Genomic DNA, 22435 nt, shown 5'->3' with positions numbered 1-22435 from the left:
ACCGCCAAGCTCAGCCCCCGCGAGCTTTGGAAATCAGCGGGCACAGGGTTTATAATCGCCGCTGCTTTTTTCATCAAAATCCACAATGGAAACCAACCATGAGCTATAACAGCATTCCAGCAGGCAAAGAACTGCCACACGACATCTACGTTGCCATCGAAATTCCAGCCAACAGCAGCCCCATCAAATACGAAATCGACAAAGATGCCGACTGCCTGATGGTTGACCGCTTCATGGCCACCCCCATGTTCTACCCAGCCAACTACGGCTACATCCCCAACACTCTGTCTGAAGACGGCGACCCACTGGACGTACTGGTTGTAACTCCTTACCCAGTTGTACCCGGCTCTGTAATCCGCGCTCGCCCCATCGGCATTCTGAACATGAGCGACGAAGCCGGTAAAGACGCCAAACTGCTGGCCGTACCTCACGACAAACTGAGCGTACTGTACAAAGACGTTAAAGAGCCCTCTGACCTGCCAGAACTGCTGATCAAGCAGATCGAACACTTCTTCGAAAACTACAAAGATCTGGAAGTGGGCAAATGGGTTAAAGTTGATGGCTGGGCCGGCAGCGCCGAAGCCATGGCAGAAGTAGAGAAAGCCGCCGCAGCCTACAAAGGCTAATAGTCGCGACTGTTCTCACTATCTTGGCCACCCCCGGTGGCCAAGATTGCTCTACTTTTCCTCTTTCTTGCTCCTTCATCCCCGCCTCCTCCTTTCCAATTCTTCTAGGGCCAACGCTTGACCTTAGATTAAACTCCAAGGTTTACTGTAATGGCATCGCATCACGAATCGGAGATGTCGCCATGACATATCGCATTGGAGAACTCGCTCAAGCACTCGACTGCTCAGTCGACACCCTGCGCTTTTATGAAAAACAGGACTTGCTCAAAGCCAGCGGCCGCAGTCCTAATGGCTACCGGTTTTACAATGACAATGCCCGCCGCCAATTGGCTTTTATTCTGCGCGCCAAGGCGGTGGGATTCAGTTTGGAAGAAATTCGTGAGCTGCTGGAAATTCGCATTCACCCAGCGGCGAATTGCTGCGAAGACGTCAAAAGTATTGCCCAGCGCAAATTGGAACTGGTCAACGCCAAACTCCAAGAGCTTGAAAAGATTCGTCGCGCCTTGGATCAGATCGTCGACGCCTGTGTTGGCGGTTCATTACCCGCCACTGAGTGCAGTATTTTGGAAGCTTTAGAGTTAGAGGCTTTAGAGCTAGAAACGGAAGAACCTGAGGCTTAAGGAAAAGGCTAATGGTGCAGCGTAACAACAAAAACGGCGACCATGGGTCGCCGTTTTAGATTTTGATGTATCGCTTTAAGAGACTTTCACCTTATGAAACCTTTGGCTTAGCTTCTATCAGGCGTTGAAACAGTTTGGAGTTTTTGTGGATGCCCTTGTGCTTGGCATAGGCATCAACCGCTTTTTTCCACGCTTCTTCACTGCCATGAGCATTGAGAGAGAAGCTAGTGCAGACGGTTTTCTTTTCAATTTGCGAGGCCACACCCACTTGGAAAATAGGGGTCAGATTGCCGCTTTTCTCGGTTTTAACCAGATAGCTGATGCCTTTTACTGAGCCATCAGGCTTGAAGCAGCGGTCTTCTTTGGTGTCATCCAAAAAGCGAGACCGCTCAACTTCCAATTCTTTGTCGCGTGCCAAGGCTTCATTCTCAACCTGCTTTTTCAAGCGGCCATCCAAACGCTTACCTTCGCGCTTGAGAGAGAAATATTCTTGATACAACTGACCGGCGACTGTGCGCCTTACCCGATATCCATAAAAGGCTTTATTGTCTAATAGTTTGACACTCATGATGCACCTTCCCGCAATAGTGATTTCTGCTCTATCGGCCTTAGTCCAATGATATGGCTGGGGCTCTTTTTAGCCGTTGACTTATTAATTTCCATTAATAGCTGAAGGCTTTTTTATGGCCGTGACTTCTTTTCTTAAAGCCTTCGCGCCTTTGTCATGGCCACAATTTTATGTGACTTTGTAATTTTTCGATTCTGACAGATTTACACTGTCGCGGCAATCCAAAACGGTTGAGCTTAGTGAGATCGGGCTCACAAATCGTCCAAACCGCTCTAAATACTTTGGTCCATCTCCAAGGCCGGAATATTCTGGCTATTTCCGCCCACCGGCGTTGCCGGTACTCCCGCCACAGTAGTATGCGGAGCGACGTCTTCCAGCACCACACTGCCTGCGGCGATTTTGGCACCCTCGCCAATCGTGATATTGCCCAATACTTTGGCACCGGTGCTAATCAGCACGCCATCGCCAATTTTTGGATGCCGAGGCCCCCGGCCGCTACCGCAGCCCCCCAAGGTCACGGAGTGCAGCATGGACACATTATTACCCACTACCGCGGTCTCACCAATCACCACCCCGGTGGCGTGGTCGAGCATAATGCCGCTACCTAGTTTGGCGCCCGGATGGATATCAACGTCGAACACCGCCGCAATGCGATTCTGTAAATACAGCGCTAGCGATTTGCGGTTATGAATCCATAGGTAATGAGCAATGCGCTGAGCCTGTATCGCCTGAAATCCCTTGAAATAAAGAAACGGCATTCCGTAGTGATCACAGGCCGGATCGCGCTCATAGTGCGCGCAAATATCCGCCACCGCCATTTCAATAATCGCGGGCTGGCTAATATAGGCATTGTGAAACACCTCGCGAACCAACATCGCGGGCAGCGAGTCGCTGTCGAGTAGTGAGGCAAGGTGATAACTCAGGGCATCGGCAAAATTGCCGTGATGCAAAATATGAGCGTGGTAAAAGCTGGCCAGCACCGGCTCGCTAACGCCGAAGCGCTCGGCTTCTTCGCACAGATGTGCCCACAATTGTTCGCTGTTTACACTCATATTATTCGTTACATCAAAAAATATTAAACGCCAACCAGTTCCTGTCGAGGCTCCAACAAAGCCGCATAGGCCGAGGGATAGCAGGAGGCCGGCACATCCACATAACGCTCGAAAATGTCATCGAAATGCTTCAGCACAAGGTCTTTCAGTTGGATATCCGCAGCCTCAATTGCCGCGCGCAGCACTTTTTTATTGCGCGCATGTTCACAACGGGCAGATAGCGGCGCAAAACTTAAATGCCAACGCTCCGGGGCGACACCACCACGATCTTCATCATAAGGCCGAAAAAAACCGTAACCGGCACCAATCCCTAAGCGCGTGTCCAGCCATTGGTGCATTGGGCCAAAAACCCCATCGTCGGCCACTTCTTCGGGGCTGAGTTGCACCTGATAATCTTCCGCCACCGCAGCGGCATCGTAAATATCAATATCACTGCCCCAGTGATGTCGAGAAGCGCCGGGCAAGGCTGACCAACGTAAAATTGCCCACAGCACCGCTTCTTCGCTGAGGCTGGCAAAGTCCAGCAATTCACCGTGTTCATCATAGAGCGGGCGCTGCCCCTGCGCCTTGGCATTCCAAATCGCCAATTGCCGCTCAAAGCTGCGAAAACCGCTAACCACTCGCAAATCAAAACCTTCGCGTTCGGCATCGGTTTGCAAGGCGGTAAGTGGCGCGACCAAATCGGGATGCATCACCCTGCCCATATGGCAGACCATGAGCGGCTCATCTTGCCCTAATAACAACGCATCACTTATGACCATTGGCGTCTTTTCCATCGGCTTCCGGTGTTTTCGCTTGCTGAAAAATTTCGATAAGGCATCATAACAACAATATTAATCCCTGCGACAAACTTTACTAGACCCTTTACCAGATCAAAACCGTGGAACAACGACAGCCCCGCCCAAAAAAAATCGCCCTCGCACTCGGCAGTGGTTCTGCCCGAGGCATGGCCCATATTGGCGTTATTCAGCAATTAAACAGCATGGGCATCCGCCCGGATATTCTCTGTGGCACTTCTGCCGGTGCCGTGGTCGCCGCCTGCCAAGCGCTGGGCAAGCTCGACCAGTTTGCCGAATGGATACAAACCCTCAACAGCCCCTCTATTTTGCGCTATCTCAGTATTAATTTCGGCGCGATTGGCGGCATGGCTGACGCCTCGCGTTTGATTGATTTCTTTTGTCGCGAATTTGGCAATCCCGATATTGAAGATCTGGATACGCCGTTTGCCGCCGTAGCAACGGATTTAGGTCGCGGCCGCGAAGTCTGGTTACAAAGCGGCCCAATCTGGGATGCCGTTCGCGCCTCAATCGCACTGCCCGGCATTCTTACCCCGGTTTTTCACAACGGCAACTGGCTGATTGATGGCGGGCTGGTTAATCCGGTGCCGGTATCGGTGTGCCGCGCATTGGGGGCAGATATTGTGATTGGCATCGACCTCAACAGCGACTTGCTCAGCAAACAAACCCGCCCCGCAAGCCCAACGCCTATTTCTGAAAAAGCCGAACAAGTTGCCGAGGAAGAAGAGAGCGAGGAAGAGAACGATTCCGGCTTCGGTAATGCCCTGAACCGCTTTGGACAATCGGTTATGGATCTGGCTGGCGGCCTGCGTTCCAATGATATTCCCGAGCACAAGCCTGCACCCAATGCGCCAAACACCATGAATGTGATTATGAGTTCCATCAATATCATGCAGGATCGCATTACCCGCTCACGTTTGGCCGGCGAACCTGCCGACGTGATGCTGTGGCCGCGACTGCGCGAGATTGGGCTTATGGAATTTAATCGCGCCGAAGAAGCCATTGCCGGCGGCCGAGAAGCGGTTGAACGAATGCGCCCCGCTATTCTCCACATTCTCGCCGAAGAAGGAATAACCCCGGTTAGCCCAAGCAGCAAACCTCAACACATAGAACATATTGAGCCTGCCCCCATCACTGATGACAACTAGAATCAAACTCTGCAATCTGGATGAGCTTCCCGAGCCCGGCTCAAAAAGTGTGACCCTTGGTGAACAAGCCTGCTTTCTGGTTCGCCACGGCAAAGGCGTCGCGCTCTACCAAAACCGCTGCCCCCATCTCGGCATCGAACTGAATTGGCAGGAAGATGTTTTTCTCGACCACGAGGAAATGTTTATTCAGTGCGCCACCCACGGCGCGCTATTTATTATGGAAACCGGGGAGTGTGTGGCCGGGCCCTGCTTAGGCGAAGCGCTAACTTCAATTCCCTGCACAATTGAAGAAGACGGTATCTACGCCTAAAGCAAAACCGGAATCGCTTGAGTAAGCGCAATACCCTGCGGATTTATCTCAGCGCGGTAAGCCAACAATTCCACGCCCTGCTGTTTTGCTTCCAGCAATAAATCCGCATACACCGGATCGATATGCCGGGCAGGTTCAACCCGGTCAATTCCCGTGTGCAGTACCGCAAAAAATAAAATCGCCCTCGCCCCCTGCTTTTGCAGCGCCATTAACTCTTCCACATGGCGGCGTGCACGGGTGCTTACCGCATCTGGAAAAGCGCCTAAGCCATCTCCCAAATGCAAGGTGACCGATTTCACTTCCAAATAGGTTTCCCTAGCACTTTCACCAGCAGGCAGATAAAAATCGACCCGGCTGCCAGAGGGCAATTTCACCTCTCGCCGATAAGCCGCTCGATCAATCCCGGCAATCCCAGCAATCTCACTAATCTCACTAATCTCACTAATCTCACTAATCACATTGTGATCAAGCGCCTCAGCCACCAGATCATTGGCCAGCGCCGAATGAATACAAATGGTTTCGCCCTCAACCACCACGCATTCCCAGGTGTGGGCGTATTTGCGCTTGGGATTGTCACTGCGGCACAACCATACCGGGCTATCTGGCACATCACAGCCGGTCATCGCACCAGTATTCGGGCAGTGAACCGTTAGCAGCTCACCGCTGTCCAACTGAACATCCGCCAGAAAACGTTTGTAGCGGCGCAATAATCGGCCTTGTAGTAGCGGGCTAGGCCAACGCATCGACAATCCTTAGTTCAGGTTTCGGGAAAATTGGGTCTTATTGTATTGCACATCCACTTTCATCCTTACAAACTTGTGGTGTGAAAAACCCTAGCGACATTCCAAATAAGCGACATTCAAAATAGATAAAGGCCCCTCATGTCTAAACAGGCCCCACAAGCCAGCCCCCAAGAAAAAGCACCCAAAAAATCCTCGGTGCTCAAAAAAGTGTTTTTCGGCATTGGTATTTTCGTTTTACTTATTTTTGGCTGCCTCGCCACCGTCATACTAAAACCCAATGTGCTGCGCGGCGCGATCCACGCCGGCGGCGAGCGTTTTGCTGGGCTGGATATAGAAATTGGCGCATTAAAATCCCGCGCTGCGCCAATGCGTTTGGAAATTACCGGCCTGCGTATCAGCAACCCCAATTGGCCTGAACCCACCTTGCTCACCCTCGACAGTCTGTCGCTAAAACTGCTGGCCTCGCCGCTAGGCAAAAGCCCTTTTTGGGCGGTGGAAAGCGATGGTCTCAATATCCGCATTGAAAATAATGACAAGGGTGAACTGAACTGGCTAACCGCGACCCTGCAAGCCTCGGCAGAATCTTCCGAAGAGGAACCGGAAGAGGACAAACCCAGCACGCTTAAACTGCCCGGTGATTTCAGCTTTGAACATATTCTGCTGCGTAACACCCAGTTTCAGTTAATTACCGCCGAGGGTGAAAACTATCAGCTCGCGCTGCCAGAAATCAGCGGCGAACGCGAACACGCGGGCAGTGGTGATTTAGTCATTGAACTGGATTACCGCCAGCAGCACATTACCGTGAGCAGCACCGTCGATTTGTTTGATCCCGCCGCAGGCATACTGGATTATCGCCTCGCCCTGCAACACGCCGACGCCACCCTAAACAGCGAAGGCAGACTGGCCCTGAACCCCACACTGGAAGGCAGCCGTATTAGTGTGGCGCTCGCCATAGAAACGCTGGATCAACTTACCACCCTTGCAGACTTTACCGCTCCGGCACTGCCCCCGAGCAAGCTCGAAACCACGCTAAACATTGGCAGCGCTTACCAGCTCACGCCGCTGACGATAGCTATAGGGGAAAATCAAATTGATGGCGACATTCAGCTCTCGCCGGATTTCAATAACATCGTCGCCAGCCTAAATAGCAAAAACTTGGATATCGACGCCTTGTTAGCCGACCTCACACCGGCAGCAGAAGCACCTGAGCAAGCCGTAGAACCAGCTCCCAGCGAGGAGAAAAGCACTGCGGAAGCGGAGATGGATTGGGGCTGGATGGCCAACCGCGATATCACGCTAAAGCTGGATATCGCCGATCTTTCTGCCAGCGGTTGGTCGCTCAAGTCTTTAAACGGCGAATTGAATAGCCGCGATGCCATCACCTTAAAATTGCAAATTGCCGAGTTACTAGAAACCGCCACTGGGCGGCAACTGAATGAACTCGCCAGCGCTATAACGCTGACACCCTTAGCGGATAAAACCCAGGGCGCCGATGCCAAATTAGCACTTGCTCTAAACCAGCAAGACATCACCCTGAAAGCCAACGGCAAGGTCAACATCAACGGTATTGCCGGCACCCAGCTCAATATTGAGAGCACCGCCCCGCAAAGTCTTGAGCTATGGAAAATCGCCCTGTTGCCCTGGCAGGAAGCCGGCGCAATGAACATCAATGCCAATATCGAAACCACCGCTGAGCAATATCAGCTTAAGGCCGACGCCACCCTCGGTGAGCAAAGTACCAAGCTGGCACTGAATTACCAACCCGGCCAAGGCGAACAGCTGGCAATGCTAAAAGGCGATATCGCGCTGAGCAAAACCACCGTTGATTTTATGTCTGCGCCAACCGAGCAAACACCGGCAGACAGCACCCCAAAAAGCGAGACCAGCAACACGAAAAAAGGCGGCAAATTAATTAGCAACGAGCCCCTCGCCTTAGATGCGCTTAAACAACTGAATGCCGATCTGACTCTATCGCTAAATCAGGTGGATACCGGCTACGCCTTTATCAATAGCGCCAAGCTCAAACCCAAGCTGCGTAACGGTGTATTTCAGCTTGATGATAGCCGCTTGAATCTCGATGGCGCTGAGGCCTATATCCGCGCCAAGCTCGACGCCAGTGGCGAGCAAGCAGCGCTGAGCACCGAGCTAAAAATCGACGGTACGGATTACGGCAAGTTGGGCTTGGAGAAAACCGCCGGCATCAGCAAGGGCCAAGGCAAAATTCGCGTGATCTTAGATGGCAAAGGAGCCAGCCCCGCTGCGCTAGCCGCCTCACTAGGCGGCAAGTTGGATATTAAAATCACCGATATGCAGGCCAAGGGCAATGCCTTAAACCTGATCGGCAGCGATGTATTGATGGAAACCTTCGACAAGCTCAACCCCTTCGCCGAGAAGAAAGAAAATACCGAGATCGAATGTTTGGCGGTGCACTTTAAAGGCGATAAAGGGCGCTTCACCACCGATGACGGTATTGCGCTGGAAACTGATGGCAGCAAGATTATCGGCACTGGCTTTGTCGATCTCGGCAGCGAAAAACTGCAACTCGGCGTATCGCCCATTGCCCGTAAAGGGGTTGGTGTAAATGTGGGCGCCGCTGCCAGCTTAGTGCGCTTGGGCGGCACCTTTAGCAAACCCAAGGTGGAAGCTGACCCCGGCGGTATGTTTACTTCCGGCCTGTCTACCGGCGCGGCGATTTATACCGGCGGCTTATCGTTATTGGCACAGGGTTTAGTTAAACGCGCGCTTTATGCGGGTAGCGCCTGTGACGGTGAACTGGATGAAATTCCAAGCGCAGATGAAGTGCCGGAAGAAATATTACATCCGACTCCGCCTGCACTTGAGCCGGAAGCACAGCCAGAATCACAAGCCGGCAATCAGCCCGTTAACTGAATAATATGAAACCCTTCGCCCTCGTATAAGCGTTCCGACGAGGCGAAAATTCCCTGAGCCTTGCGCTCAAGAGGAATAAATTGATTGACCACAAACAGCGCCTGACCACCCGGCTTAAGGCGCTGTTTCGCCGCCGCAATAAAGCGATCGGTTAAATCACCGTCCACCGAAAAACCCTGATGAAAAGGTGGATTACACAACACCACATCCACTTTTTCAGTAATGCCCGAGGCACAATCCGCCAGCACGCAGCATGCTCGAATCGTGTGTTCTGCACAATTTTTCTCGGCAGCTAACAGCGCGGTCGCATTATTGTCGGTCAGAATATAGTCGGCTTCTGGCAATGCCTTGGCTGCCATTACCGAGAGATAGCCATAGCCACAGCCCAAATCTAAAAGCGTCTGCGGCTTGCGAGATAATCCTTGTAAAAACGCGGGAAGTTGCTCAATCAACAGCGCCGAACCCCGATCTATTTTCTGCCAACCAAAAATTCCCGGTTTGCTATACAGCACCGGATCATCTGCAATTTGCTGCAACTGAGGGTAATTACCATCAGGCAAATTACTGCTGGGTTCGGCGTACTTTTCAATGCGCGCTAAATACGCCTCGCCATCGAGTTTCTTAATCTCGGCCTTGCCGCCCACCAGTTTGGCCGCCTTGTCGGCATAGGTTTTCAAGCCTTCGTTTTTCTTACCCGCCAACCACAGTACACCGCCGATTTGTAAGTGCGCCAAAGACTGGTTAATCAAATAATGCACTAACAACTTTTCTTTGGAGACACGGTATAAAACCCGGTCTACCGAGGCTTGCGGCAAGTCAAAATCATTAAGCGTAACGATAAAACCGGCTTGCTGAAGTTGCGCAGCACTATCGCAGCGATTGGTCCACACAGGGCAATCTGCAGATGCGCGAGGGAGCGGGGTTTGTAAGTGCTCATCCACCAGCCACCAGGTACTGCCTTCGCTATTTTCCAGTTCGCGATAAATCGCCTGCAAGGCGCTGTCTTTCATGTTTTCTCGCCCTTACACACTGGCAATTTCATCCTCGGTTAATGGGCGGTATTCGCCTTCGGCCAAATCCGCATCCAGAAAAATATCGCCAATTGCCTCACGGTGTAACACCTCCACCGCATTGCCAACCGCACCGAGCATTCGCTTCACCTGATGATAGCGGCCTTCGCAAATCTGCAAACGACCTTCAAAATCACTCAAAATTTCCAGCTTCGCGGGCAGAGTTCGGGTTTTCTCTTCTTTTAAAAATACCCCGCGCTCAAATTGCCGAATCACATTTTCGTCCAGCGGCTCAGCGCACTGAAACCAATACTGTTTCCAGCACTCCCGATTCGGCGAAGTAATTTGGTGTGACCACTGGCCGTCATCAGTCAGCAAAACCAAACCGGTGGTATCAATATCCAAGCGTCCCGCCACATGTAGACGCTCTGGATTGTCTTCATCGAGAAGATCAAGCACCGTCAGATGGCGACGATCACGGGCAGCACAAATATAGCCCTGCGGCTTGTGCAGCATAAAATAACGCGGCTTGGGCGCTCGTAATGGGCTGCCACGCAACAACACTTCAGCATCTGGCGAAATTAACTGCCCGGCATCACTGGCTACCCGCCCTTCCACCTCAATCTCACCGGCTTTGATTAAGCGTTTGGCCTCACTGCGAGAAAAATCGGTGACCGTCGCGATAAAACGATCCAAACGAAGATCAGCGGAAGGCTTGGAACTCGCCATAGAAATTCAGAACTCACACGCACAAATAAAAAATCTAGCCATAAAAAAAGGGGCCAACGGCCCCTTTCGGTAGATCAGCAATCGGTGTTTATTTTGCGCCAGCTTCTACGTTGGCTTCAACACTGATATTGCCCAAACCTTTCAATTGCTCTTTTTTCTCTTTCCAGTTGGCTTTAGCTTCTGCACGTGCTTCAGCATTGGCCTGCTCTTGCTCTTTTTGCTTGGCTTCACGCTCAGCACGTTTTGCTTCAGCTTCGGCTTTACGCTCTTCGTATTTCGCTTCGGCATCCGCTTTCATTTCAGCGTGCTTGTCTTTCATCTCACCTTTGTGAGCTTCGGCCTTGGCTTTCATCTCGGCGCTAACTTCTTTGCCGTGGTTATAGCCATCTTCCATTTTCTTTTCAGCGTGGCTGGTGTCTACATCAGCTTTGGCTTCAACCTTGGCTTCAGAAGAACCGCCGAACAAACGGCTGAAAAAGCTGCCCTTGGCTTCGGCTTCAGCGGCCAAGCTAACAGAGCTGGCTACGGCCAGCGACAGGGCAAGTGCAGTGTGTTTAAAAGTCATATATTTCTCCTTGTTTTCACTCTATAAGGCGTATAAACACGCTTTTATTTGGCAGTGCTATGCTTGGCGAAAAGCCGAATTGAAACAAGGATTGATTGCAGGAATATTTACTGGATGTGATTCAGGTTTGATTCAGATTCGAATTTTGTTAACCACTTAAACCCGCTTAGACGCGTTCTTATACACCTGATTACGCTCACGCTTACCCACAGCCACTACAACAACCGTGACAATATTTTCGTGAACTTCATAAACCAGTCGGAACCCGGCTTGGCGCAGTTTAATTTTGTAGCGATCTTGTGAGCCGGATAAGCGAGATGAAGGTACTCTTGGATTTTCACATCGCTCAATCAGCTTCTTTTTAAACTGATCTCTAACGACCGGCGACAACTTATCCCACTCTTTCTTAGCCTCTTCACGAAAGGCCAGTTTATAAGTCATCAATATCGACCTCGATGATGGCTTGATGCTGACGCGCATCGGCAATCGCGTTCAGCTCAACATCTTCAAGGCGGTCAACAATCTCTTCCCAGGCCGCAGCGGGAATACAGTAAAAATCAGGTTCATTGCGATTGAGCACCGCAACCGGAAACCCCTCGCCCTGTGACACCACGGCGCTGGGGTTCTTTTTTAATTCGGAAATGCTGACACAGGTATCAGCCAAAACTTGACGAGGCATGACAGCTCTCCAGACCAGTTAGGAGACCTAATAATAGGTCTCCTCAATCCATTTGACAAGCTGGAGGCAATTTAAGATTAATGCTCGCGGGTAGCGCGGAACCGCACTTCTGGGTGGCGCTCTTCCGCCAGTGCCAAATTCACGCGGGTTGGCGCTAGATAAGTGAGGTGACCGCCGCCATCAATGGCGAGGTTGTCGGCGCATTTGCGTTTGAATTCCTCAAAGGCCTTAGGATCATCGCACTCCACCCAACGGGCGGTATGGATATTAACCGGCTCGTAAATCGCATCGACTTTATATTCATCTTTCAAACGATAAACCACCACATCAAACTGCAGCATACCCACCGCACCCACAATCAGGTCGGAGTTTTTCTGGGGCATAAAGACCTGGGTTGAGCCCTCTTCGGAAAGCTGTTGCAGGCCTTTTTGCAGTTGCTTGGATTTTAGTGGATCAGCCAGGCGAATGCGGCGGAACAGTTCCGGCGCAAAGTGGGGAATACCGGTGAATTTGAACTCATCGCCCTCGGTAAAAGTATCGCCAATCTGAATGGTGCCGTGGTTGTGCAGGCCGATAATATCGCCGGATACCGCTTGTTCCACCAGCTCGCGATCACCCGCCAAAAAGCTCACCGCATCGGCGATTTTCACATCCTTGCCAATGCGCACATGACGCATTTTCATGCCCTTGCTGTATTCACCGGAACACACGCGCATAAAGGCGATACGGTCGCGGTGTTTGGGGTCCATATTGGCCTGAATTTTAAATACGAAACCGGAGAAGGTTTCATCTTTGGCGGGAATAATACGCGCCTCAGAGGCCTGCTCCACTTCACGATCCAGCGGTGCCGGCGCCCACTGCACAAAATCATCCAACATTTCGCGCACGCCAAAGTTCGACAATGCAGTGCCAAAAAATACCGGGGTTTGCTGACCGGCCAAATAGGCCTCTAAATCAAACTCGTGGCTAGCGCCGCGCACCAGTTCAATTTCATCGAGGAAATTATCGTATTCATCATCAAGCAGCGCCTTGGCTTCATCGCTCTCCAAACCGTTGATGCGAATATCGTCGGCAATCACCGAACCCTTACCGGGTTGGAATACATGCAGGGTATCGGTGTAGAGGTTGTACACCCCTTTGAATTCACGGCCCATGCCCATCGGCCAATTGATGGGCGCAGCGGCAATCCCCAGCACCTCTTCAATTTCATCCAGCAATTCGATGGGGTCGCGGATATCCCGGTCCATCTTGTTTACAAAACCGATGATTGGGGTATCGCGCAGACGACAGACATTCATCAGTTTGATGGTGCGGTCTTCGACACCCTTGGCGCCGTCGATCACCATTAGCGCTGAATCCACCGCGGTGAGTGTGCGATAGGTGTCTTCCGAGAAATCCTCGTGACCGGGGGTATCCAGCAGATTGACCACCCGACCGTTATAGGGAAACTGCATCACCGAAGATGTGACAGAAATACCCCGCTCTTTTTCCAGACTCATCCAGTCCGAGGTCGCCGCCTTATCGTGCTTTTTGCCCTTTACCGTACCGGCAACCTGAATCAACTGGCCCAATAGAATCAGCTTTTCAGTAATGGTGGTTTTACCGGCATCGGGGTGAGAGATGATGGCAAAGGTGCGGCGCTTGCCGATTTCGGATTGGAGCGACATGGTGAAATAAGACCGGGATAAGGAAAGCCGGCCATTTTACGGAAAATGGCCGGGGATTGCATGGGTTGGGAGAGGGGAGAATTTTGGTCAAAAAAAAACGCCAGCGGAGCTGGCGTTTGAGGTTATCAGGGAGCAGCAAAACAGACCGTAGGATCCGACTGAAAGTTCTCAGCCAAGCAAGTGAATGTGTCGGCCGGATTTGAATCTCCAACAAGCCCCTCTAAAACACCTGTTATTGGGTCGCCGCCTCCTGCATCAAAACACACAGTAGGATCTGACTGAAAGTTCTCAGCCAAGCAAGTGAATGTGTCGGCCGGATTTGAATCTCCAACAAGCCCCTCTAAAACACCTGTTATTGGGTCGCTACCTCCTGCGTCGAAACACACCGCAGGATCTGACTGAAAGTTCTCAGCCAAGCAAGTGAATGTGTCGGCCGGATTTGAATCTCCAACAAGCCCCTCTAGAACACCTGTTATTGGATCGCCACCTCCCGCATCAAAACACACCGCAGGATCTGACTGAAAGTTCTCAGCCAAGCAAGTGAATGTGTCGGCCGGATTTGAATCTCCAACAATTCCCTCTAAAACTCCTGCAAAAGCAGCTGCTGGGTCTGGCGCATCTGAAGGTGGAACCACCCTTAACTCAACCTCAGTACATAACTCATGTACCCGCAGCGCTTCTTCCAAATCTACTGTCAAGAAATCAGAACTAACAGTGATTTCCAGCTTGTGATAAGGCACACCTTCATCATTCAACATTCCAAGCAGGTAAGTTCCTTCAAGCGCGCTTGTATCACCCGGCAAAGAAGTCGGCACTTCCCCACTTGCTGGATCAGGTGAATCATTAGTTGAGAACAACTGAAGCTGCAGAACCGAGAGCGTAGAGTTACTACCAGTTTTGGGCTCATCCCAAATTGGCAGGCCGTCAATATCATAGGCCATCAAACTGAAGTTTCTCAGCAAGCTAACATCAACGGTATCTTGCGGATTACTAACCACAAAGCCAATGATATCCCCAATGTTGCCATTGATTTCTATTGGACTGCCTTGATCATCCCTTACTTCAACAGTCAGAGAAACCGCACCGCCTTGGCCCCCTAAATCGAACAGAGGATCAAGGATGCCAACATCATATTTCAGTGTTGCATAACTGTTAAAGCTGCCATCCACCGCATTGTCTTTGTTGATAACATCACAAGTATCAATCAGACCGCCCAGAGGAGTGTTAGTAAGCATGCAAAGCGGCCCTGATTCTACAGGAATCGCCACAGTAGAACCTACTGGCGCACCTTGAACACACTGATAGTACTGCTGAACGGCAGATACGCTATCACAGGCATCACCGATACCATCTCCATCGGTATCAAGTTGGTTATCCGGATCTGCACCATTTGCAACAATTCGGCAATTGTCATCTACATCTAGGACGCCATCATCGTCATCATCAGTGTCACAAGCGTCACCGACCTCATCATTATCTTTTACAGAGCCATCTTCATTGTAAGTAACATCACTGTTTTGCTGGTATGGATTGAAATCGCTAGGGCAATTATCTGCACCATCTAAAACCCCATCACCGTCTGCATCTGCCTCACAAGCATCACCTTCTGGTGTACTAGTATTCGCATCTTGTTGACCGGGATTAGGGACAAACGGGCAGTTGTCTGAAACACCAGGTGCAGTAGGATTATCCAATACACCATCGTTATCTAGGTCATCATCACCAACGGTTTGCTCACAAGCGTCACCGGTTGCATCGCCATCGGTGTTTTTCTGATTAGTATTCACGACATAAGTACAGTTATCGTACTCATCGACAATACCGTCTGGAGCAGGAGCACCACCTTTAACACCGGTATCAGTATCCGAATCATCACAAAGGTCGCCGATACCATCAGCGTCTATGTCGTCACCTTGCCCATCTGGATTGAATACCAAAGCACAATTATCAGTATCATCAGGGATTCCATCGCCATCAGCATCACCTTCACAGGCATCTCCCTTAGTAGGATCTCCATAGGTATCCTCTTGCTCAGAATTTGGCACTAATGGGCAATTATCAATTTCAAAATTATCCTCAGCACCGTCACCATCTAAATCTGGATCACAGAGATCACCAATGCCATCACCATCTTGATCTCTTTGATTTGGATCAGGATCATTTGGACAGTTGTCTGATGGGTTGGGAATACCATCACCATCGGTATCATCGCAGGCATCACCTACACCATTGCCATCCGTATCTGTTTGGTCATTTGGTGTTGATGGACAGTTATCCTCATCATTTAATACGCCATCGCCATCCCAATCCGTTTCACAAGCATCACCCGCAGGAGTTGTAGGATTAACCGTATTAAGTTGATCTGTATTAGCAACATAAGGACAGTTATCCGATTGTCCTGTAAGTTCTACCCCATCGCCATCAATATCAGGGTCACATGCATCACCAACTTCATCTTCATCGGTATCACGCTGATCGGCGTTTTGCGTAGTGGGACAATTATCTAATGGTTCGCCCTGCGCAGTATCTTTGTTATCAGGAACACCATCACCATCAGTATCCTGACAGGCATTACCTTTGGAGCCGCCATTCGTATTCCACTGTCCGGGATTAGAAACCCCCGGGCAGTTATCAACATCGTCAGCAGCACCATCCCCATCAAAGTCACGGGTTGTGCCACCACCAATTAAGCCACCCGCCGGATCATCGGCTGATTTACCACCGCCACCACAGGCGGTGACCAGAACCATGGAGCTAACCATAAGCAGTGCTGCTAAAAATCTGCTGTTATTCATGGAGTTTGTCCTCAACATATTATTTCTCTCATCATTCCTTCGTGATTAACGTGGAATCAGGCGCATTTCTACGCGGCGATTCTTATCACGTCCTTCCTTGGTGCTGTTATTGGCGATTGGCTCACTCTCGCCGTAACCCTTAGCGGTGATACGGTTGGCGGCAATGCCATTAGCGACAAAGTAGTTTTTAACCGACTCGGCCCGGCGCTGTGACAGGCTGCGGTTGTATTCGTCTGAGCCGGTGCTGTCAGTGTGACCGGCAATTTCGGCATCGAGATTGGGTTGTTTGAGCAGGAAAGTCAGGGCTTTTTGCAGTACAAATTTTGCACTAATCGTTAGCTCAGCAGAATTGCTTGGGAAGGTGATGTCATCCATAGTGATGGTTTGTTGCTGCACTACGCAGCCGCGACCATCAACCTTGGCACCGGCAAGGGTATTAGGGCAATCATCGTAGCTATCGATAATGCCGTCATTGTCTGAGTCTTTAGGTTCAACCTGAATGGTCTGGGTTTTGTAAACCACTTTCGGCTCAGCCGCAGGTTCGTCTTTTTTACCCAGCGCGACTTCAATACCAATACCAAAACGCACATCGCTCATGCCATCGAGATAGTCATCTTGAATGTAACGCGCTTCTGCGCGGTAACGCAGGTAATCGTGGTCGAACAGCGCACCGACAAAACCGAGGCCAATATTGGCGTACATGGTGTCGTCGTCTAGTGCGTCTGGAATCACGTCATTTTTCAGCGCGCCACCACCCAGCATAATGAAAGGGGTGAAGTCGTGGCGATCGCCAAAGCTGTACACCAAATCCAAACCACCACCGGTTTGGTAGAAGTCGCCGTAGAGGCCATTGGTTTCCAGCGTATTGTCGATATAGAGCGCTTCGATATAAAGACGACGAGAGATAGGCAGACCAACACCCAGCGAATAGCCGGTAGTGTCTAAATCCGCGCCACGATCTTCGTCCATCTCACTAAAGGTGGCCAAACCAAACAGGTAAGCCTCACCTTTATCGTTATCTTGCGCTATTACAGGTGAAGCCATCAGCGCTGCCGCACAGCCGGCCAGCCAAAATCCCCGGTTCATTATCTCTCCTTAATGAGGCGATTCACTTTTTATATTGAGCAGCCTGCTACCGAAATATCGCCATCAGCAACACCCCCTGACGGAGCAGGCCCAAGAGGTTTCTTCCTAACATACCGAATTAGCAAATATGGGTCAAAAGAATGTGTAATATTTAGATCGTTATTTTTATGTATTAGGAACTGCATCCCATCGCAAATTTGTCACATTTGCGACACAACTGCGGCATTTTGTCTCAGTGCCTACCGTATGCCAGACGCTGCCGTATAATGCGGCCATGAAAGCCACCTCGCCCCTGCCTAACAATCAAAATCTACGTCAGCTCAGCGCCATACGTGTGGTGCTGCTTTGCGTGCTGTTTGGGGCGCGCCACTACGCAGAAATCAAACTGGCTTGGATGCTGCCTTATGTGACATTGGATTTGCTGTTTTTGGCGCTGATGGGCTTTGCGCTACTAGCTTGGTGGCGCAGCGCTCAAATTTGGCCGGTCAGTGAAATTGAGCTATTCGCCCATTTTGCGATTGATGTGCTCGGTTTTTCCGGAGTCTTGTATTTCTCGGGTGGTGCCAGCAACCCCTTTGTGTCTTATCTCTTGGTGCCGCTGTGCCTTGCAGCTGTAGCGCTGCCCCGCCGCTACGCTTGGTTAATGAGCGCGCTCTGCCTTTTCAGCTACACCCTGCTGTTGTTTTACAATGTGCCGTTGCAGTCACTGGCCCCCGAGCATCATCACGGCAGCAATCAGGCGCATATTCTGGGTATGTGGCTTAACTTCGTTTTGAGCGCCGCATTGATTAGCTATTTCTTGGCCACTATGGCTCATCGCCTGCGCCGGCGTGAACAAGAGCTAGCAAGCATTCGCGAACAGGAGCTACAGAACGATCAATTACTAGCGGTAGCAACCTTGGCGGCTGGCACTGCCCATGAGCTGGGTACACCGCTGTCGAGCATTCAGGTGATTGGCGAGGATTTGGAAGAAGAGTTATCTGATAGCGATTTTGCCGACGATATTCGCGCCTTAAATTTACAGACAGCCCAATGCAAACAAATTTTGAATAAGCTGGTAAGCACCGCCAGAGAATTAAGCAGTATTCAGACTCAGGCGATAAACGGCGCGACCTTCTTTACGCAACTCCGAGAAAGTTGGCAGGTATTGCGCCCCGACTGTTCGCCTATTTTTAATATCAGTGACGAAGTTGCCGGGCTAAGCTTTGAGCTAGACGGCACTCTGCAACAAGCGGTGCTCAATCTGCTCAATAATGCCGCCGATGTTTCCGCAAACGATGTTGAATTACGAACTGAGATTAACAAGCAGGAGTTAGTCATCACTATTCTGGATCGCGGCCCCGGCATGCCTGCTGATAACTTCGACAACCTGCGCCGCGCCTTTGTCAGTACCAAGGGCAAGGGCATGGGCTTGGGCCTGTTTTTGAGCAACAGCACCGCCGAGCGCTTTGGCGGCAATTTACGCTGGCTGGCCCGCGATGGCGGCGGCAGCCAACTGGAGCTGCGTTTGCCGCTGTCTCGCATCACTAAAATGCCGGACGTCGCTAGCCATGACTGAAACCGTGTTGATTGTCGATGACGATGACATTTTTCGGCAAACATTGTCGCGTTCCTTGGAGCGGCGCGGGTTTGCCACGGTGGATTTTTCGGGCGTGGAAGCCGCTCTCGCTAAAATCCATTCTTTGCATATCGACAAAGCGGTTATCGATTTAAAAATGGGTAGTGAAACCGGCCTGCGATTGATTCCCGCGCTGCGAGAGCAATTTCCCAAGGCCAGTATTTTGATGCTGACCGGTTATGCCAGCATTGCAACTGCGGTGGATGCGATCAAACTTGGCGCAGATAATTATCTGCAAAAGCCTGCCGGCACCAAGGCCATTCTTGAAGCCCTTGAAAGCAAAGACAAAGCAGCTACAGAAGTGCGTTCAGATGAGCAAGCGATTGCATCACCCTCGCTGGATCGCCTGACCTGGGAATACATTCAGCGCGCCTTAAACGACAATGACGGCAATGTATCTGCCACCGCCCGCCAATTGGGTATGCACCGACGAACCCTGCAAAGAAAGCTGCAAAAACGGCCCGTTAAAGAATAATTTTTTGCAAATAAAAACGGCCGCCGAAGCAGCCGTTATTTGAAGCAGAGAAATGGCGCGCAGCTTATTTGCTGGCTTCCACTTGAAAGATACGCACATTGTTGCTCTGCGCGTTAGGCACCGCCAAATAACCAATAGACGATTGGAAGAAGGCGCTCACACCCTGTGGAGACAAATCGCCCGCCCCCGCAAAATCACGGTTATTCACGTACTGCACAAACTGCACACCATAAGGCGAGGTAATATCGTAAATGATAACGCCGCCAGTGGTTTCCAGAGTGATAAAGGCATAAATACGATTCAGGCTAGCAACTAGGCTGATCGAGTTTGGCTGTGCGCCACGATCTTCACTTACGCTATCGCCATCGTTAAACCCAGCCTCACCTAACAACGCCAATGTGGTGCGCGCCATATCGCTGCCGCTGTCGTAAATCAGGCTGCCTTCTGCATCCCAAATCGCAAAGGAACGGCCACCAAAGGCGGTAATTTCTTCAAAGGTGCCGTCACCACCATCACCGGTTTGATCACTCACCGTCAGATTAGCTAACTCGCCGCCGCTGGCCGCCGCTCCAGCACTATCGTTGTTTGGATCAACAGATAGGTTTTCAGCTTTGGTCACTTCGGTAAACGCGCTATTTTCACGCGCTTTACCGGTATTCGCGGTCACGAAATAGTTTTTGCTTTGATACTGGTAGGCGCCAACATCACCGGGCTGGAACATACCTACAACGCCCGGCCAACTATCGAGACTGGCAGTGCCGTTGTTTTCAACATCCAGCTCATAGCCCTCTTGGCCAAAGTCTTTGCCACCGAGCGCTAAGATCGTGTCGATTTCCAAGTTAGCCAAATCAATAACCGCTACCGCATTATTAATTGGCATACTGATAAAGGCAGTAACACCATCCAAGGCCAGCGACACCGCTTCTGGCTGCAGATCTTCTGCCACTTCGGTATTGCCGGAGCCATCGCCGAATACGCGCACCTCAGCATCCAACTCAGCCGCGCGGCTGCCACCAGTATTGAAGTCTTCAAAATTCAGGGTAGTCGCCGTGGCCACATCCAAGCCGCTGCTGTAATCCACAATGGTGATCGAACCTAGTGGATCGGTGCTGTAGTCATCGCTGGGCTCACCGCTATTGGCAATAACCAGCTGACCACCGAGCAGGCCAAAGGCCATTGCGCGAGGGGCCGCGCCAATCTCAAAGCTATTTTCAAACGCCAAGGTATCAGCGCGATACACCGCCACCATACCGTTGGTTTGAGGGTTGCTGGCATCAAAGGCGACAGCCACATAGCCACTGCCCACGGCCACAGCTTGTGCTGCACCTGCGGTAATGCCAGACGCGGTTGCGGCAGCAGCAATATCCAAGCTGCCAGTGCTCACCACAGGACTCAGCGGATCAGTGAGATCAAAAATCTTAACTTCTGAGCTTTGACCGTCGATCACAAAAAGCTGGGAATTGGTGGAGTCCGCCGCGACAGCCTTGGGGCTAAAACCAGATAGATCCAGATCACCAGAGCCGGTATAGCTCAACTGCGGACGATAAGGCAGCGTGCTAGACACCACAAAAGCCCCCAGCGGCATCACCGCCAAGCGGCCTTTTACGCCATCCAAGCCCCAGTTATTGTCATTGCTCAGCAAGGCAAAATTGGAGTTAAGCATGGCGAAGCCTTCGATATTTTCTTCGAGAAGATTAATCGTATTGGGGCTTGCCGTACTGGGCAGGTCGGGATCTCTTGGCGCCACGTAGCTCAACGTATCAATACCCAATTGCTTAGTTACAAAGGGCACGTCTTCAATCAAATATTGGTTTTCTGCTGACGCTGAGCCGGTCGCAGTTTCCCACACTGTGTCGGTAATGCTGGTCGCCGTGGCCAGATTCACCCGGTAATACTTGCTGACCTTGCGGCCCTGCTCAACGATAACCAGTAGGTCTTCATCCAACGCCACCGCTTCATTTACGGTGATTTCAGATTGCGAAATCGGCTGACCGCTTTCAAGATCGCCTTGCTCTGTTGTGCTTCCCGCCTTGCTCACCACACCGTATTGATCTGGAGTATCAAGGCGGTACAGGTATTCGCCTTCCAAGCTGGTGATATTGCCATCGCTATCAAGCGCCAGTTTAGCAATGCGAATCACCCGTGAATTGGCATTAGGCGAATCCAGCGGCGACTTGGTGACATAGTAGAGAAAATCTTCATTGGGGCTGAGTGCCAAGGCGGCAATACCGCCGTCTAAATCACGGCGCCGCAAAGACTTGGGCAAAACACTATCGTTCACTGTGACTGTAGAGCTGGCGTAGTCTACATCGGCGCCCGCAGGAAGTTCGCGGCGAGAAACCGTGCCATCTTCCTCTACCAATAACAGGCTGGGGCCGTATTGTTCAGCCACCCAGAAGCGCCCATTGGAGAGTTTCACCAAGGCTTCGGGATCAACGCCGTTGGGGTCAGGCTGAATCACTGCACCATCTTTATCGTAGGCGGTTTCGGTGCTGGCAGTAGTGCGCTCATTGGGAATACCGCTTAAGGCGCCCCCAAAATCATCTCGCAGCTCAAGGCTGTAAAGCTTCTCTAGGCTCAGCTTGGTGCTGATGCCGGTTAATTTCCACGCAGTAATGCTGGGGGTATAGCCCTCACCTAGCGGAAATACTCGGCCAGTATTGCCACCACCGCAGAAATTACTTTGGCCGATACGCGCCGAAGTTTCATCACAGGGAAAGCTGGGGCCGCGATCGCTAATGGTGTAGAAAAGATTGCTGTCTTCTTTAGTAGAACGGAAGGCGCCGCTACCGGGGTTTTGGGTAAAGCTCAGATTGGTGCCACCCACCGCAACGGTGGCCAAGGCATTATCCGTCAGCAGCACATCCTCAAGAAAGAATTGCTTAGTGCTGAACTCTACGCTGGGCAGAGAATACCCGCTACCGCTATTACTGCCGCTACACGCTGCCAGCCCCGCAGCCATGCCCAAGGCCAGACCAATCTTGCCAGTGTTTTTTTGGAAGGAGGTCACGCCACGAGACGCAACAGACAGCAAAGCCTTCATGCATAAATCCAATTG

At 51.2% G+C, this 22435-nt stretch carries 20 protein-coding genes; 7 read left to right on the top strand and 13 right to left on the bottom strand.

Annotated features, from left to right (window positions below; all coding sequences use genetic code 11):
• Positions 1 to 98 precede the first annotated feature (98 nt).
• Positions 99 to 626, top strand: coding sequence for an inorganic diphosphatase (gene ppa, locus IB286_RS07475; protein ID WP_190764088.1), 528 nt, complete (start codon positions 99 to 101; stop codon positions 624 to 626).
• A 182-nt stretch (positions 627 to 808) separates the two neighbouring features.
• Complete coding sequence (gene zntR, locus IB286_RS07470) at positions 809 to 1246, top strand: Zn(2+)-responsive transcriptional regulator (protein ID WP_190764086.1); 438 nt, start codon at positions 809 to 811, stop codon at positions 1244 to 1246.
• Positions 1247 to 1337: 91 nt separating this feature from the next.
• Here the strand turns inward: zntR and IB286_RS07465 are convergent, their stop codons facing one another.
• The 3 genes from IB286_RS07465 to IB286_RS07455 form a co-directional block, all read right to left on the bottom strand.
• Positions 1338 to 1814, bottom strand: coding sequence for a hypothetical protein (locus tag IB286_RS07465; protein WP_190764084.1), 477 nt, complete (start codon positions 1812 to 1814; stop codon positions 1338 to 1340).
• 272 nt (positions 1815 to 2086) lie between these two features.
• Positions 2087 to 2866: a serine O-acetyltransferase gene (gene cysE, locus IB286_RS07460; RefSeq protein WP_190764082.1), complete on the bottom strand. Its 780-nt coding sequence runs from the start codon at positions 2864 to 2866 to the stop codon at positions 2087 to 2089.
• Between the two features lie 23 nt (positions 2867 to 2889).
• A complete protein-coding gene (locus IB286_RS07455) occupies positions 2890 to 3627 on the bottom strand; it encodes a M15 family metallopeptidase (protein ID WP_190764080.1) in 738 nt (245 codons plus the stop codon).
• A gap of 119 nt (positions 3628 to 3746) precedes the next feature.
• On the opposite strand from IB286_RS07455, the gene IB286_RS07450 reads away from it, so the two are divergent.
• Positions 3747 to 4811, top strand: a complete 1065-nt coding sequence (locus IB286_RS07450; protein ID WP_317889723.1) for a patatin-like phospholipase family protein — start codon at positions 3747 to 3749, stop codon at positions 4809 to 4811.
• Positions 4801 to 5121: a Rieske (2Fe-2S) protein gene (locus IB286_RS07445; RefSeq protein ID WP_190764078.1), complete on the top strand. Its 321-nt coding sequence runs from the start codon at positions 4801 to 4803 to the stop codon at positions 5119 to 5121. Before IB286_RS07450 ends, IB286_RS07445 begins: the two co-directional genes overlap by 11 nt.
• Here IB286_RS07445 and sfsA read toward each other — a convergent pair.
• Positions 5118 to 5864 carry a DNA/RNA nuclease SfsA gene (sfsA, locus tag IB286_RS07440; protein ID WP_190764076.1) on the bottom strand — a complete coding sequence of 249 codons (747 nt, stop codon included), beginning with the start codon at positions 5862 to 5864 and terminating at the stop codon, positions 5118 to 5120. The genes IB286_RS07445 and sfsA overlap by 4 nt on opposite strands.
• A 138-nt stretch (positions 5865 to 6002) precedes the next feature.
• Here sfsA and IB286_RS07435 point away from each other — a divergent pair, with 138 nt between their 5' ends.
• A complete protein-coding gene (locus IB286_RS07435) occupies positions 6003 to 8753 on the top strand; it encodes an AsmA family protein (RefSeq protein ID WP_190764074.1) in 2751 nt (916 codons plus the stop codon).
• Here IB286_RS07435 and IB286_RS07430 read toward each other — a convergent pair.
• The 8 genes from IB286_RS07430 to IB286_RS07395 form a co-directional block, all read right to left on the bottom strand.
• Positions 8738 to 9763 (bottom strand): methyltransferase, encoded by a 1026-nt coding sequence (locus IB286_RS07430; protein ID WP_190764072.1) that lies wholly within the window; start codon positions 9761 to 9763, stop codon positions 8738 to 8740. The two genes, IB286_RS07435 and IB286_RS07430, sit on opposite strands and share 16 nt — an antisense overlap.
• 12 nt (positions 9764 to 9775) lie before the next feature.
• Complete coding sequence (rsuA, locus tag IB286_RS07425) at positions 9776 to 10492, bottom strand: 16S rRNA pseudouridine(516) synthase RsuA (protein WP_190764070.1); 717 nt, start codon at positions 10490 to 10492, stop codon at positions 9776 to 9778.
• An 88-nt stretch (positions 10493 to 10580) separates the two neighbouring features.
• A complete protein-coding gene (locus IB286_RS07420; protein WP_190764069.1) occupies positions 10581 to 11057 on the bottom strand; it encodes a hypothetical protein in 477 nt (158 codons plus the stop codon).
• Positions 11058 to 11213: 156 nt separating this feature from the next.
• The gene (locus IB286_RS07415; protein ID WP_190764068.1) at positions 11214 to 11498 is read right to left on the bottom strand and encodes a type II toxin-antitoxin system RelE family toxin; all 285 of its coding nucleotides are present in this window, start codon (positions 11496 to 11498) and stop codon (positions 11214 to 11216) included.
• The gene (locus IB286_RS07410) at positions 11488 to 11736 is read right to left on the bottom strand and encodes a type II toxin-antitoxin system Phd/YefM family antitoxin (protein WP_190764067.1); all 249 of its coding nucleotides are present in this window, start codon (positions 11734 to 11736) and stop codon (positions 11488 to 11490) included. Before IB286_RS07410 ends, IB286_RS07415 begins: the two co-directional genes overlap by 11 nt.
• Before the next feature lie 77 nt (positions 11737 to 11813).
• A complete protein-coding gene (locus IB286_RS07405; RefSeq protein WP_190764066.1) occupies positions 11814 to 13403 on the bottom strand; it encodes a peptide chain release factor 3 in 1590 nt (529 codons plus the stop codon).
• Between the two features lie 125 nt (positions 13404 to 13528).
• Complete coding sequence (locus tag IB286_RS07400) at positions 13529 to 16198, bottom strand: thrombospondin type 3 repeat-containing protein (protein WP_190764065.1); 2670 nt, start codon at positions 16196 to 16198, stop codon at positions 13529 to 13531.
• A 45-nt stretch (positions 16199 to 16243) separates the two neighbouring features.
• Positions 16244 to 17284, bottom strand: coding sequence for an OmpA family protein (locus tag IB286_RS07395; protein ID WP_190764064.1), 1041 nt, complete (start codon positions 17282 to 17284; stop codon positions 16244 to 16246).
• 235 nt (positions 17285 to 17519) lie between these two features.
• Here IB286_RS07395 and IB286_RS15700 point away from each other — a divergent pair, with 235 nt between their 5' ends.
• Both IB286_RS15700 and IB286_RS07385 read left to right on the top strand, forming a co-directional pair.
• On the top strand, positions 17520 to 18842 hold the full coding sequence (locus tag IB286_RS15700) for an ATP-binding protein (RefSeq protein WP_190764063.1): 1323 nt from the start codon (positions 17520 to 17522) through the stop codon (positions 18840 to 18842).
• Entirely contained in the window at positions 18835 to 19377 is a 543-nt protein-coding gene (locus tag IB286_RS07385) for a response regulator transcription factor (RefSeq protein ID WP_190764061.1), read from the top strand. Before IB286_RS15700 ends, IB286_RS07385 begins: the two co-directional genes overlap by 8 nt.
• A gap of 64 nt (positions 19378 to 19441) precedes the next feature.
• Here the strand turns inward: IB286_RS07385 and IB286_RS07380 are convergent, their stop codons facing one another.
• The gene (locus IB286_RS07380) at positions 19442 to 22420 is read right to left on the bottom strand and encodes a choice-of-anchor I family protein (RefSeq protein ID WP_190764059.1); all 2979 of its coding nucleotides are present in this window, start codon (positions 22418 to 22420) and stop codon (positions 19442 to 19444) included.
• Positions 22421 to 22435: the final 15 nt, after the last annotated feature.

Source organism: Spongiibacter pelagi, from assembly GCF_014705705.1.
Taxonomy (GTDB): Bacteria; Pseudomonadota; Gammaproteobacteria; order Pseudomonadales; family Spongiibacteraceae; genus Spongiibacter; species Spongiibacter pelagi.
This window is presented reverse-complemented; position numbering and strand designations above follow the sequence as displayed.

What these genes read in the sequence shown, in the direction of transcription:
- IB286_RS07465 (WP_190764084.1), bottom strand. Translation starts at nt 1,814, where the DNA reads ATGAGTGTCAAACTATTAGACAATAAAGCCTTTTATGGATATCGGGTA.
- IB286_RS07410 (WP_190764067.1), bottom strand. Translation starts at nt 11,736, where the DNA reads ATGCCTCGTCAAGTTTTGGCTGATACCTGTGTCAGCATTTCCGAATTA.
- IB286_RS07430 (WP_190764072.1), bottom strand. Translation starts at nt 9,763, where the DNA reads ATGAAAGACAGCGCCTTGCAGGCGATTTATCGCGAACTGGAAAATAGC.
- IB286_RS07445 (WP_190764078.1), top strand. Translation starts at nt 4,801, where the DNA reads ATGACAACTAGAATCAAACTCTGCAATCTGGATGAGCTTCCCGAGCCC.
- cysE (WP_190764082.1), bottom strand. Translation starts at nt 2,866, where the DNA reads ATGAGTGTAAACAGCGAACAATTGTGGGCACATCTGTGCGAAGAAGCC.
- IB286_RS07400 (WP_190764065.1), bottom strand. Translation starts at nt 16,198, where the DNA reads ATGAATAACAGCAGATTTTTAGCAGCACTGCTTATGGTTAGCTCCATG.
- IB286_RS07420 (WP_190764069.1), bottom strand. Translation starts at nt 11,057, where the DNA reads ATGACTTTTAAACACACTGCACTTGCCCTGTCGCTGGCCGTAGCCAGC.
- sfsA (WP_190764076.1), bottom strand. Translation starts at nt 5,864, where the DNA reads ATGCGTTGGCCTAGCCCGCTACTACAAGGCCGATTATTGCGCCGCTAC.
- rsuA (WP_190764070.1), bottom strand. Translation starts at nt 10,492, where the DNA reads ATGGCGAGTTCCAAGCCTTCCGCTGATCTTCGTTTGGATCGTTTTATC.
- IB286_RS07395 (WP_190764064.1), bottom strand. Translation starts at nt 17,284, where the DNA reads ATGAACCGGGGATTTTGGCTGGCCGGCTGTGCGGCAGCGCTGATGGCT.
- IB286_RS07415 (WP_190764068.1), bottom strand. Translation starts at nt 11,498, where the DNA reads ATGACTTATAAACTGGCCTTTCGTGAAGAGGCTAAGAAAGAGTGGGAT.
- IB286_RS07405 (WP_190764066.1), bottom strand. Translation starts at nt 13,403, where the DNA reads ATGTCGCTCCAATCCGAAATCGGCAAGCGCCGCACCTTTGCCATCATC.
- IB286_RS07455 (WP_190764080.1), bottom strand. Translation starts at nt 3,627, where the DNA reads ATGGTCATAAGTGATGCGTTGTTATTAGGGCAAGATGAGCCGCTCATG.
- IB286_RS07385 (WP_190764061.1), top strand. Translation starts at nt 18,835, where the DNA reads ATGACTGAAACCGTGTTGATTGTCGATGACGATGACATTTTTCGGCAA.
- IB286_RS07435 (WP_190764074.1), top strand. Translation starts at nt 6,003, where the DNA reads ATGTCTAAACAGGCCCCACAAGCCAGCCCCCAAGAAAAAGCACCCAAA.
- ppa (WP_190764088.1), top strand. Translation starts at nt 99, where the DNA reads ATGAGCTATAACAGCATTCCAGCAGGCAAAGAACTGCCACACGACATC.
- IB286_RS07380 (WP_190764059.1), bottom strand. Translation starts at nt 22,420, where the DNA reads ATGAAGGCTTTGCTGTCTGTTGCGTCTCGTGGCGTGACCTCCTTCCAA.
- zntR (WP_190764086.1), top strand. Translation starts at nt 809, where the DNA reads ATGACATATCGCATTGGAGAACTCGCTCAAGCACTCGACTGCTCAGTC.